The sequence below is a fragment of the Streptomyces sp. NPDC027663 genome, assembly GCF_055566415.1.
Map to the genome: position 1 here is coordinate 67,040 of NZ_JBVHSK010000005.1, position 12,558 is coordinate 79,597.

General features: G+C 71.4%; 10 protein-coding genes. 3 read left to right on the plus strand and 7 right to left on the minus strand.

The annotated features are described in order from the left end of the window. Positions 1-4: 4 nt before the first annotated feature. The gene (locus ACZ4SF_RS15805) at positions 5-373 is read left to right on the plus strand and encodes a GntR family transcriptional regulator (protein WP_468383874.1); all 369 of its coding nucleotides are present in this window, start codon (positions 5-7) and stop codon (positions 371-373) included. Between the two features lie 126 nt (positions 374-499). Here ACZ4SF_RS15805 and ACZ4SF_RS15810 read toward each other — a convergent pair whose 3' ends face one another. Continuing rightward, on the minus strand, positions 500-1,270 hold the full coding sequence (locus ACZ4SF_RS15810; protein WP_468383876.1) for a DUF72 domain-containing protein: 771 nt from the start codon (positions 1,268-1,270) through the stop codon (positions 500-502). A gap of 15 nt (positions 1,271-1,285) precedes the next feature. After that, positions 1,286-2,380 (minus strand): DUF5925 domain-containing protein, encoded by a 1,095-nt coding sequence (locus ACZ4SF_RS15815; protein ID WP_468383879.1) that lies wholly within the window; start codon positions 2,378-2,380, stop codon positions 1,286-1,288. A 221-nt stretch (positions 2,381-2,601) separates the two neighbouring features. Here ACZ4SF_RS15815 and ACZ4SF_RS15820 point away from each other — a divergent pair, with 221 nt between their 5' ends. Beyond that, the gene (locus tag ACZ4SF_RS15820) at positions 2,602-4,017 is read left to right on the plus strand and encodes a GH39 family glycosyl hydrolase (RefSeq protein ID WP_468383881.1); all 1,416 of its coding nucleotides are present in this window, start codon (positions 2,602-2,604) and stop codon (positions 4,015-4,017) included. A gap of 20 nt (positions 4,018-4,037) precedes the next feature. Here the strand turns inward: ACZ4SF_RS15820 and ACZ4SF_RS15825 are convergent, their stop codons facing one another. The 5 genes from ACZ4SF_RS15825 to ACZ4SF_RS15845 form a co-directional block, all read right to left on the minus strand. Continuing rightward, positions 4,038-7,853, minus strand: coding sequence for a lipopolysaccharide biosynthesis protein (locus ACZ4SF_RS15825; protein WP_468383884.1), 3,816 nt, complete (start codon positions 7,851-7,853; stop codon positions 4,038-4,040). Next, positions 7,846-8,646, minus strand: coding sequence for a polysaccharide deacetylase family protein (locus ACZ4SF_RS15830; RefSeq protein WP_468383886.1), 801 nt, complete (start codon positions 8,644-8,646; stop codon positions 7,846-7,848). Before ACZ4SF_RS15830 ends, ACZ4SF_RS15825 begins: the two co-directional genes overlap by 8 nt. Further along, positions 8,639-9,775 (minus strand): glycosyltransferase family 2 protein, encoded by a 1,137-nt coding sequence (locus ACZ4SF_RS15835; RefSeq protein WP_468383888.1) that lies wholly within the window; start codon positions 9,773-9,775, stop codon positions 8,639-8,641. The genes ACZ4SF_RS15830 and ACZ4SF_RS15835 overlap by 8 nt, the downstream gene beginning before the upstream one ends. Then, positions 9,772-10,593, minus strand: a complete 822-nt coding sequence (locus ACZ4SF_RS15840; RefSeq protein WP_468383891.1) for a glycosyltransferase family 2 protein — start codon at positions 10,591-10,593, stop codon at positions 9,772-9,774. The genes ACZ4SF_RS15835 and ACZ4SF_RS15840 overlap by 4 nt, the downstream gene beginning before the upstream one ends. A 415-nt stretch (positions 10,594-11,008) precedes the next feature. Further along, complete coding sequence (locus ACZ4SF_RS15845) at positions 11,009-11,509, minus strand: hypothetical protein (RefSeq protein ID WP_468383894.1); 501 nt, start codon at positions 11,507-11,509, stop codon at positions 11,009-11,011. 203 nt (positions 11,510-11,712) lie between these two features. On the opposite strand from ACZ4SF_RS15845, the gene ACZ4SF_RS15850 reads away from it, so the two are divergent. Then, on the plus strand, positions 11,713-12,519 hold the full coding sequence (locus ACZ4SF_RS15850; protein WP_468383897.1) for an SGNH/GDSL hydrolase family protein: 807 nt from the start codon (positions 11,713-11,715) through the stop codon (positions 12,517-12,519). Positions 12,520-12,558 lie beyond the last annotated feature (39 nt).

Consider the following 12,558-nt stretch of genomic DNA (forward strand, 5'->3'; position numbering starts at 1 on the left):
CACTGTGAGCCTGAAGATCCGCATCGACGACAGCGCGCCCCCGTACGAGCAGGTGCGGGCGCAGATCTCCGAGCAGGCACGGTCCGGGGCGCTTCCCGTCGGGTACCGGCTGCCGACCGTGCGGGGACTGGCCGAGTCCCTGGGACTCGCGGTGAACACGGTGGCAAAGGCGTACCGGGCGCTGGAGGGTGACGGGGTGATCGAGACGCGGGGGCGCAACGGCACGTTCGTGGCTGCCGCCGGCTCGGCTGCGGAGCGGGAGGCGTCGTCGGCCGCGCAGGCCTATGCGGAGCGGGTGCGGCGGCTGGGGCTGGGCGAGGAGGAGGCGTTGGCCGCGGTGCGGGATGCCCTGCGGGCCGCCTACGGGGAGTAGGGCACCCCTTCCGGGCATGAGCGGAGCAGGGCACTTCTTGCGGATGAGCAGGGTTCGGCGCCGCCGGGTTCCGCCGTCGTGGCTGTCCGGTCTGCAAGGGGCTGCCTGAGTGAGCGGTGCGAGGGGCTACCTGGCTCTCGTCGGCTCCGGTGTCCGTGTCACCGTCAGGCCCGCTCTCCTCGCCGCCCGCCCGAAGACCACCGCATCCTGCACCGCCGCGCCCCCGGGGTCGTTGTTGAAGTACGCGTACACGTCCTCCCGGTCCGACCAGGTCGTCGCGATGCGGTCCACCCAGGTCTCCAGGGACCGTTTGCCGTAGCGGGGCCATGGCTGGGCGCGGCCCTGGTGGAAGCGGACGTAGCCCCAGTCGGTGGTGCGCCACAGCGGGGTGACCGGGCGGGCCAGGACGTCCGCCCAGCACAGGGCCGCGCCCCGGGACTCCAGGACGCGCCGCAGCTCCGGGGCCCACCAGGAGTCGTGGCGGGGCTCCACGGCGACCCGCGTACCGGACGGGAAGCAGGCCAGGCAGGTGTCCAGCAGGGCAGGGTCGGCGCGCAGGGTCGGCGGGAGCTGGACGAGGACCGGGCCCAGGCGGTCGCCGAGGCCTTGCGCGTGGGTCATCAGGCGGTGGACCGGCTCCTCGGGTTCCTTCAGGCGCTTGATGTGGGTGAGATAGCGGCTGGCCTTGACCGCCACGACGAAGTCCGGCGGGACACGGTCGCGCCAGGCCTCGAAGTTCTCCCGCGACGGCAGCCGGTAGAACGCGTTGTTGATCTCCACGGTCGCGAACAGCCGGGTGTACTCCTCCAGCCACAGCCGCGCCGGGACCCCGGCCGGATAGACGAGGTCCCGCCAGTCCTTGTACTGCCACCCCGACGTGCCGACGAACAGGGTCATACCCTCATGAAAGCACTACAGGTACAGGCCCGCGTCCGCGCCCTCCCGGGCACCCGGCACCGAAGTCGGGGTCGTGCCGCGGCGCAGCGCGTACAGCTCGGCCAGGGTCGCCCCCTCGCGGCTGACGCCCTCCTCGGTGCCGAGCCAGGTCACCGCCTCCCGGCGGGTCAGCGGGCCCACCTCGATGCGGGCCAGACAGCGGCCGGGGCGCACCACGGCCGGGTGCAGGCGCTCCAGGTCCTCGTTGGTGGTGACCCCCACCAGGACGTTGCGGCCCTGGCCGAGCAGGCCGTCGGTGAGGTTCAGCAGCCGGGACAGGGCCTGGCCCGCGGTGTGCCGGGCCTCGCCGCGGATCAGCTCGTCGCAGTCCTCCAGCAGCAGGAGCCGCCAGCGGCCCTTGCCCGCGCCGTCGTCCTCGCCGATGGCGATGTCCATCAGATAGCCGACGTCGGAGAAGAGCCGCTCGGGGTCCAGGACGCAGTCCACCTGGCACCAGTCCCGCCAGGAACGGGCCAGGGTGCGCAGGGCGGAGGTCTTGCCGGTGCCGGGCGGACCGTGGAGCAGCAGCAGCCGGCCCGCGATGTCCTCGGGGGTCGTCTTCATCAGGCGGTCCATCGCGTCCGCCACCGGTCCCGTGTAGTTGGGCCGCACCTCGTCCCAGGTGCCCGCCGAGATCTGGCGGGTGGTGCGGTGCGGGCCGCGCCGCGGGGACACGTACCAGAACCCCATCGTCACGTTCTCCGGCTGCGGTTCGGGATCGTCGGCCGCGCCGTCCGTGGCCTGGTCCAGGATCCGCTTCGCCAGTTCCGCGCTGGTCGCCGTGACCGTCACGTCCGCGCCCCGGTTCCAGCGGGAGACCAGCAGGGTCCAGCCGTCCCCCTCGGCGAGGGTCGCGCTGCGGTCGTCGTCGCGGGCGACCCGCAGCACCTCGGCGCCCTCCGGCAGCAGGGTCGCGCCCGAGCGCACCCGGTCGATGTTCGCCGCGTGCGAGTACGGCTGCTCGCCCGTCGCGAAACGGCCGAGGAACAGCGCGTCGACGACGTCGGACGGCGAGTCGGAGTCGTCGACGTGGAGCCGGATCGGCAGAGCGTCGTGCGGGTTGGCAGCCATGCCGCCATGATCCGGCACGGATGCCGTCCGTGCACGGCATTTCCGCTGCGAATCGCTCCTCCGGAAGAGCGGTCCGGCAACCGCGGTCGCCGTGACCGGCCGGGCCCGCGCGGCGGAGCCGCATGCCGGAGCAGCCCCGCGCCGTGCAGGGGATGCTGTGTTCGTCCCTGGTCTTCCCAAGACCTGCTCTCCGGCTGTCCCCGGCCATTACTGTGTCCTCGATGCGACCTGATGGGTGGGATGCGGGGAATCGGCGGTGGCGGCTCACCGCCCTGCTCGGTGTGGGTGCGGCCGCGCTGGCCCTGGTGGTCACCCTGTTCAGCACTCTGTCCGGCGCCCCGAGCACCGCAGGCACCACACGCGACGGCGACAAGGTGCACGGCACCCCGGCCACACCGGCCGGAAGACCGCAACCGTATGTCGGCTGGGGCTTCACGCACACCCAGTACAGCGCCGACCAGGGACCGACGGCCGCCACCGCACGCGTGGAGCAACTCCTCGGCAGGGGCGGCGGGCTGCCGCAGAACCAGCACATCATGGGCTGGGGCGCCGACAACCCCGAACCGGTCGAGGGACATTACGACTTCGGCGCGCTGGACCGCCGGATCGACTTCGTCCGTGCCTCCGGCGGCACCCCGGTGATCACCCTGTGCTGCTCACCGGACTGGATGAAGGGCGGCAGGGCCGGCGCCGGCAGCACCGACTGGAGCCAGGCCGCGCTGGAGACCCCGCCCACCCCCGGCCATTACCAGGACTTCGCCGACCTCGCGGCGACCGTCGCCCGGCGCTACCCGGACGTCCGGCACTTCATCGTCTGGAACGAGTTCAAGGGCTTCTGGAACGACACCGAGTCCCGCTGGGACTACGAGGGCTACACCACGATGTACAACCTCGTGTACCGGGCGCTGAAGAAGGTCGACAAGGACATCATGGTCGGCGGCCCGTACCTGGTCATGGACAGCGTCGACCCGCGTGACCCGAACGCCTCCACCGCGCTCGAGGGTCCGTGGGGTGCCATGGACCGGCGGGTCCTGGACGCCTTCTCCTACTGGAACGCCCACAAGGAGGGCGCCGACTTCACCGTGGTCGACGGCTCCAGCTACACCCGGGACGACGAACTGCTCCCCGACGAGTTCGCGGCCACCGGCAAACTCACCGCCGTCGGCCAATGGGTACGGCGGCAGACCCACGACCTGCCCCTGTGGTGGGCCGAGTACTACGTGGAGCCCGGCGACGGCAACGACGAGCGCAAGGGCTGGACCGAACCGCACCGGGTCGCCGTCCAGGCCACCGGCATGATCGCCATGGTGCAGGGCGGCGCCGGCACCGGCTTCTACTGGAACCCGGAGGAGAAGACGGGCCGCTGTCCCGGCTGCCTGTGGTCCCCGACCGACCGCGCGGGCGGCGGGAAGCCCCTCCCCATGTACGACCTGGTGTCCCGGTTCGCCGCCGAGTTCCCGCCGGGCACGCGGTACGAGACCGTGTCCGTCGCCCCCGACGACGTGCCCAACGTCCGCGTCCTCGCCGACGACAGGGCCGTCCTCGTCGTCAACACCCTCGGCCGGGCGATCAGCGCACAGGTCGACGGCAAACGCTTCGGCCTGCGCGCCCACGAGGTGAAGTGGCTCGACCGCTGAGCCACCCCCTCTCTTCATCGTCACTTCATCGTCAGGAACCGCTGCACCAGCGAGGCCAGCACCACCGCCAGCAGCGGCAGCGAGAACCAGAAGCTGCCCTGCAGCAACCGCAGTCGGCGCACGCTCGGCCGGACCGCGACCCCGACCAGCTCCCGGGCGGCCAGCAGCACGATCAGGACGGCGGCGGCCAGCGCACCGACCACCGACCACGGCGTCCACGTCACCTGCGGCCCGATCGGCCCCGGATCCGGCTCGGGCACCGGATCCGCCGGCTGCTTGCGCAACGCATAGACGGTGACGTCGTCGTTGACGACGACCTTCGTCAGCTCCTGCCGGGCGTCCAGGTTCCCGATCAGCCGGGGCGCCCAGGTCGCCGGGTACCCCGCGTCCATCTCCAGATAGGTCACCTGGCTCCGGTTGACCATGAGGTAGGAGTTCGGACCGGCATCCTTGAGCGCCTTGACCAGGCCCGACACCAGCACCGGGTCGGCCGGCGCGAGCGTCGGCACATAGTTCACCCGCTCCATGTCCCGCGCGCCCCACGGCAGTGCCGGCGTCACGTCGTTGACCTCGTCCTGGGTCAGCCACAGCAACCGTGCCGACGGCTTGTCGTGGGCGTACACCCAGTTCATCGCGGCGACCTCGCCGGGCCGGGTCCGCTCGAACGGCTCGTTGCCCCAGCGGGCCACCAGGAATCCGCCCATCAGCAGCAGCCCGGCGAGCAGCGCCGCCGGCACGGCGAGCCACCGCCGCTCCCGCGCGCGCTCCCGTGCCGTGACGCCGGTGCGCGGGAAGAGGGCGAGCCCGCCGAGCAGGGCGGCACCCGGCACCGCGAACATGAAGACCCGCAGCGCCATCTCACCGCCGTACGACTGCATCCCGAAGCCCAGGAACGGCACGAAGGTGAGGACCAGCAGGGACCGTTCGTGGTACCGGAGCCGACGGCGGCGCAGCCAGCCCCAGCAGGCCAGGGCCAGCACCGAGCCGGCCAGCAGCACCCGTACGTACAGCACCAGCTTGTGGGACGAACTCCCGCCCTGGATACGGCCGGAGACCGAGGTCGAGACATTGCTGCCGACCCCGCCGACCCCGCCGAAGAGATCGTCGAAGTGCCCGGACCAGTACGGCTCGGCCATGAAGCCGACCCAGACCGCGACCAGCACCGCGAACAGCAGGGGCAGGCCGCGCAGTTCGGACCGGCCGAGCAGGACGAGCGCCGCGAGCACGCCCAGCATCACGAACGGGGTGAGCTGATGCGCGGGCACGCTCGCCGCGTACAGGCCGATCAACACCACCAGCAGCACGGCCCGTTGCCGCCGGTCGGCCGGTACCACCTCGGCCTCACCGGGGCGGAACCGCGCCCAGATCACCCGTGGTGGCCGGAACCAGACCAGCAGGATCGCCACGAACGCCAGGTACAGCAGATAGGTGAAGCCCTGCGGGGAGAAGTAGTCCTGGCCGACCCAACCGCTCAGCACGAAGATCCACACACCGGTCCACTTCGCCCGCCAGCTCGCCCGCAGCGCTCGGGTGAGCAGTAACACCGGTGCCAGATAGGCGAGTTGCACCGCCGTCGGCCACCACCGGATGACCTCGGTGAAGTCGGTCACCCCGCACGCCCGGCCGACGAAGGCGGCCACCGCGAAGAAGCCCGGCCAGCTCCAGCGGGCGTCCAGGTCCGGTACGGCCGAGCCGGTCCGGTCGATGTAGTCGATGAACCCCAGGTGCTGCCAGGCCGTCGGGAACCGCGGCTCGGTCTCGATCACCGCGGGCAGCGCGTGCAGTGACACCACGGTCGCCAGCAGGGTGACCAGGAGCAGCGCCCGGTGCTCGCGGCGCAGCCAGAGCAGCGCGGCGAACACGGTGATCAGCAGCGCGGCCCCGACCAGGGTCGGCAACGGCAGTACCGAGACCAGCCCCAGCCCGCCCATCCGGTCCAGGTCCGCCTCGCCGAGCCGCAGCGCCGGCACCCAGTACAGCAGCAGCGCCGCCGCCAGCAGGCAGCCGAGGACGACTCCGGCCCGGGTGGGCAGCAGGCGCCCGCGCGCGGGCGACGGCGGCGGCCCGACCGGCACGGCGTCCTCGGGTACGACGTCCTCGGGTACGGCGTCCTCGGGCTCGGCTTCTTCGCGTACGGAGTCCACCGGTATGGCATACACCGGTACGGCGTCCTCCGGTTCGGCTCCCGCCGACCGGTTCCCGGCCGGCACCGGGATCCATGTGCCCGCAGGAGGTGTACCCGGGCCCGGGCGGACGTCCGGCCGGCGCTCCACATGGTCGAAGTCCACATGGATGCCGAGGGCCAGGGTGTCGGAGTCCAGTGCCCAGGCCGGGCCAGGCCGGTGATCCGCAGAAGCGGCCGGGACGGTGGGGGTCCCCGCGCTCGTGGTCCCGCCGTTCGAGCGTGACCGGGAGTGGGGGAGGAGCCGGGAGCCGGGGAGCGTCCCCAGGTCGGCGAGGTCTCCGTCCGGTGCGGTCGTGTCCGCCACGTCGGCGCGCGCGGACCGTACCGTCCGCCACAGCTTCGGCGCGGCGATCGCCACGATCACCGCGAGGCTGGAGATCTCGGCGACGCCCGCGCCGGTCAGCCCCATCCGGGGCAGGAGCAGCAGGGTCAGGCCCAGCACCAGCACGCACAACAGGCCCTGCAGCCACGCGAGACCGGCTGTCCGGCTCTGCGCGCGCAGCACCGCGAAGTGGGTCTCCATGACCGTCCGCAGCACCGCGCCGACCGCGAACCAGCGCAGCAGCGGGGTGGCCGCGTCCGCGTAGCCGGCGCCGAACACCCCCAGGATCCAGGGCGCGCCGACGAACAGCAGAGCCGCGATCGGCAGCATGATCCGGGCCATCCGCTTCAGCGCGGCCCGGGTGTTGGCGGCCAGCCGCGCCGGGTCGTGCGAGCCCTCGACGGTGAGGGAGGCGCCCATGTTGATGGCGAGCAGATTGGTCGTACCGCCGATGGTGGTGGTGATGTAGAAGTACGCGTTCTGTTCGGAGCTGACCTGCGCGGCGATGATCACCGGCACGAGGTAGACCACGGCGAGGGAGAACAGCGAGCCGGTGTAGTCCCCGGCCAGGAACCTCCCGATCTCCTTCAGCTTCGGCGGGTCGGCGTGGTCCTCGGTCTCCATGACGTGCCGGGGCACCAGCCGCCGGAACACCAGCCAGCCCAGTGGCAGCACCGAGGTGGCGATCGCGGCCACCCAGGACGCGAAGACACCCGTGGTCGGCAGGGCGACGGCGAATGCCACGAGCAGGGCCAGTTTCACCGCCGAGAACACGGTGTTGCCCACCGGCACCCAGGGCGCGCTGCGCAGCCCGGTCAGCACACCGTCCTGCAGGGTGAGCAGGTTCCACGCGGCGACGGCCAGGACGAACCCGAGCCCGTTGACCGTTCCGTGCAGGAAGCGGTACGACGGCCCCCACATGTCCAGGGTCAGCAGGAACACTCCGGCGGCCAGCGCCACGATCAGCGAACTTCCCGCGTAGGTACGGAAGACGAGCCGTCCGGTGCGGTCCCCGGAGACCGGGATGAAGCGGGCCAGGGCGCCGGTCAGGGTCACCGCGGTCAGCCCGGCGAGGAGCTTCATCGCGGCGATGGCGGCCGAGCCCTGGCCGACCGCCGACTCCGAGTAGTAGCGGGCCGCGGCCAGCCAGAAGCCGAGTCCGAGTACGGCGGAGATGCCGGTGTTCAGCATCAGCGCGTAGGCGTTGCGGAACAGCGGGCTCCCGCCGGCGGACCGGCCGGTCCCGGGCAGCCGCAGCCGGCGCCCGGCCTTCTCCGGCACCGTCGCGTCGGGGGTCTCGGTCTCGGTCGTGGTGGTCGTGTCAGACACGGGTACGGATGGCCTTCCGGCGGACCTGGCGGGCTCTGCGGACGAGGGCGTAGCCCTTGGTGAGGGCGCGGTCCCTGGCGAAGGTGCGGGCGATGGCGCGGCCGTCGAGCAGCCGCTCGAACTCCTCGGCGCCCGTGCCGCGGCGGACCGTGACCCGATGCAGCGCGTACGGGCCCTGCCGGCGGCGGGCGAGACCGTTGCCGACGGCGAGCGCCTGGGCGTACCCGGCCGCGCGCACGGCCCGGCGGACCCGGCGGCTGGAGTAACCGTACGGGTAGGCGAACGACACTGGGCACGCGCCGAGTTCGGCCGCGACGATCTCCGTGCAGCGGGTCAGTTCCGTGCGCAGCGCGGGGTCGGGGAGCTGGTCGAGCTGCGGATGGGTGTGGCTGTGCCCGCCGATCTCGACACCGGCCGAGGTCAGCTCGCGCACCTGCTCCCAGTCGAGCATGGTGTCCAGGCCGCCCCCGGTGCCGTGCGGGCCGCTCAGCCAGCCGGTGGAGACGAACAGGGTGGCGGGGAAGCCGTGCCGGGCGAGCACGGGCAGCGCGTGCCGGTGCACTCCCTCGTAGCCGTCGTCGAAGGTGATCAGCACCGGCCGGGCGGGCAGCGGGCGGCCGGAGCGCCAGCGGGCCGCGAGGTCGGCGGTGGTGAGCGGGGTCAGGCCGAGGTCGCCGATGAGCGCCATCTGCTCCGCGAACGCCTCGGGCGTGACCGACAGGGCACGGGTGGCGTCGTTGGGGGCGTCGGCGACGGAGTGGTACATCAGGATGGGCACGGGAGCGTCATTCATGCGCGCCACCTCGGGCCGACGCCCCGCCACCTCGGGCCGACGTGCCGCCACCTCGGGCCGACGTGCCGCCACCTCGGGCCGACGTGCCGCCGGGTCGGGCCGACGTGCCGCCGGGTCGGGCCGACGCGCCGTCGCCTCGGGCCGGTTCGGTGCCTCCTGCGATCGGCGCCGACGAGAAGGCCGTACCCGCCCGCCGCGCACGCAGGCTGCCCACCGCATAGCCGCCGGCGGCGCTCAGTACACCGGCCACGATCGCGCCCGCCCGTCCCCCTCCGCCCCGGCGGCCGAGCAGCGCGTCCCTCAGGCCGCGTGCGAGGCCGGCCGGCAACACCCTGAGGGCGTACCGGCGTTCGGACTCCAGGCCCTTGTCCGCGCCGACACTCTTCGCCACCAGCGCCTTGGACAGGCCCTCGGCGTAGGTGCGGGTGCGGAAGTAGGCGAAGCGCTCGCGGGGCGCGGGCACCCGGTGGTGGATCACCGCGCGGTCGTCGATGAGCAGGACGGCGTCGGGGCGGGCCCGGGTGAGGCGGATACACAGTTCCGTCTCCTCGCAGCCCAGCGGGCGGCGGTCGCCGTCGCGGCCGATGCCGGTGGCGAAGCCGCCCGCCGCCTCGAACGCCGTACGCCGGAAGGAGGCGTTGCCGCCGAGGACGTTGCGCACCCGGACCCGGCCCGGCGGCAGTCCCTTGTAGGTGCAGCCCACCACCCAGTCGAACTCCTCCGGGAACCAGGCAGGCCGCCGGCCCGACGCCCAGACCGGCTCGGTACGGCCGCCGACCGCCAGCACCCGCGGATCGGCGTACCCCTCCGCGAAGCGGCGCAGCCAGTCCCGTTCGGCCACGGCGTCGTCGTCCAGGAAGGCGATGACGTCGCCGCTGGAGGCGGCGATGCCGGTGTTGCGGCCCGCCGAGAGGCCGCGCGGGCCGGCGTTGGGCAGCACCCGGACGCCGTCGGTCTCCTTGTACTCGCGGGCCAGCCGGTCCTTCAGGGCCGGGTTGTGGTCCACGACCAGGAGCGTCTCCAGCGCCGGGTACGACTGCGCGCGCACCGAGGAGACCGCCGCGAGGATGTCCTCCCAGCGGTCCTCGGTGTACACGCAGATCACGACGGAGATGCCGGGATCTGTCAAGACACCTCTCCCCCGACCGTGTCGAGCAGCGGGGAGTGGTGATCCTGGCTGCGCAGCTCCCGCCGGTTGGAGCGTTCCCCGAGGATCACCTTCAGCACCCGGAACCCGTCCCGCACGGCCCGCAGGTTGCTGGTGCCGTGGATGCGGAGGTACTCGTGGCTCGGGATCTCCTGCACCTTAAGGCCCGCCTTGACCACTCTGATGTTCATCAGTGTCTCGACCTCGAAGCCCGTGCAGTCGAGTTCGATCTTGTCGAGGCAGTGCCGCCAGAACGCGTTGTATCCGTAGCACAGGTCGGTGTACCGGGCGCCGAACTTGCGGTTGACGATGGTGCACAGCGCCCAGTTGCCGAGCTTGCGGATGAAGGTCATGTCGTCCGTGCCACCGCCGTTGGCGAAACGCGAGCCCTTCGCGAAGTCCGCACCCGAGACCAGGGCGGAGACGTACGACACGATCTCGCCTCCGTCGGCCGAGCCGTCCGCGTCGACCATCACGATGATGTCGCCGGTGCAGGCCTCGAACCCGGTGATCAGGGCATCCCCCTTGCCCTTGCCCTGCTGTCCGACGACCTTGACGTCCGGCCACAGGGATCGCGCCACGTCGACGGTGTCGTCCGTGGAATTGCCGTCCACCAGGACCACTTCGTGTATCCAGCCCGGCAGGGTCTTGAAGACGTAGGGCAGATTCTCCGCCTCGTTCATGGCGGGAATCACCACGCTCACCGGCGGAGTGATCGCCAGATGAGAGGAGATGGGCCGGTAGTGGGCGGCGAGCAGAGGATCTTGACCCGAACCAGGCGGGCGCAGAACGGAACTCATGGTTGTTTTTCCCTCTCGTCCGGCGGACCGCCCGCCCGGGGGCGGCCCGGCTCTGTGTCCGGTTCGAAAGGGGGGTTCTCGTCTTCGGTACGGCGAGCCGGTCTCCGGGCCGGCGCCCGGAGCGGTCTCCGTGTCCGCAGAAGAGCTGGCAAAGCTGGCCGGTCTGCCGGAAAACGACGGCAGCCGGTCGCGCGGCACGACTCGGTCACAGTTGTGGTCACCGAGCACGGCACCCCCCTACCGCGCCCCGCGCCGGAGTCGCCGTGGCCCTGAACCCTCCCCTGAGCCGTGTGCCGACGATCCGGTACGGGTGAGATGTATGACGGTATTGACGGTTGAACCCGAAACGCAAGACCCGGAAGGGTGCCTCACGTTTTTGTTGGTTTTGCCCTTACATCACCTTGGCCCACATCGTTCACTTCTGCGCGCGTTTTCCGGAAATTCGCTCCCGGAGCAGCGCCAGGAAGAGAAGCAGCAGGCTCAGCACGGTCACCGCGACCACCCCGCCGCGGGCCGACCAGCGGTGCGCGGCCAACATGCCCTGGGCAACCAGCATGTTCACGGCGACCGATCCCGCAAGGGCGGTCACCGTGCGGCCGAACGGATCCAGTCCGCGCAGCGCCGCTGCGATCGCCGCGGCCGGCGCCACGAGCAGGAAGAACAGCGTGCACGGAGCGCGCAGTGGTGCGTCGGAGCCGACGAGTGCGAGCAGCGCACCGACCGCCGCTACGGCGGTCGCGGCCCCGGCGAGCAGCGGCGACAGGTCCCTCCCCGGTCCTGGCCGTGCCCGCTCGGTGTCCGCTGCGGCACCGTCTGGCGAAGGTGTCTTGATGCGTAAGGTCTGCATTGGCGACTTTGCCCCCCGACGCGCCGGATGCCGGGCTTCAATGTGGCGCAGATCCGGGTGGGCCGTCAAGAAGACGGTTCCTTGCACACAAACGTTCCCTTCGCGCCGGTTGACCCGGCGTCAACTGATCTCGCATGCAGACGCAATACATGCACGGTGAACGACTTGGGTTGATCCTGTTGAGACCGCAAAAGTCTTGGCATGAACACTTCCCGTCAACACGCGTAGTTGCTACGACAGTTGAGGCAGAGATCCTGCTAAAGGGAGGTTCCATGAGACGTTCCCGACTTACCGGATTCGTGACCTCGCTCCTCCTCGCCGCCGGCCTCGGTCTCTCCGGGGCCGCTTCGGCGCAGGCCTCCTCGACGGCCGCAGCCGGCGGCTATGTGGCGCTCGGCGACTCCTACTCCTCCGGGGTGGGTGCCGGCAGCTACATCAGCTCCAGCGGCAGCTGCAACCGAAGCACCAAGGCGTACCCGTACCTCTGGAACGCCGCCCACAGCCCGTCCTCGTTCGCCTTCAACGCCTGCTCGGGCGCGAAGACGGACGACGTGCTCGCGGGCCAGCTCGGCTCGCTGAACTCGTCCACCTCACTGGTGTCCATCACCATCGGCGGCAACGACGCCGGCTTCGCCGACGTCATGACGACCTGTGTGCTCCAGTCCGACAGCGCCTGCATCTCCAAGATCAACACTGCCAAGGCGTACGTCGACTCCACGCTTCCCGGCAAGCTGGACACCGTCTACAACGCGATCAGCGCCAAAGCCCCGTCCGCCCGGGTCGTCGTCATCGGCTACCCGCGTTTCTATCTGCTCGGCCAGTCCTGCCTCGGTCTCTCGGAGGCCAAGCGGTCCGCGATCAACGGCGCCGCCGACTACATCGACGCCGCCGTCAAGGTCCGCGCCACCGCACACGGCTTCGTCTTCGGCGACGTCCGCACCACGTTCACCGGTCACGAGATCTGCTCCAGCAACTCCTGGCTGCACAGCGTCAACTGGCTCAACATCGGCGAGTCGTACCACCCCACCGCGGCCGGCCAGTCCGGCGGCTACCTGCCGGTGCTGACGAACGCGGCATGACCCGTACGGGCTCGCCCGTGAGGGTGAACTTCCCGGTCC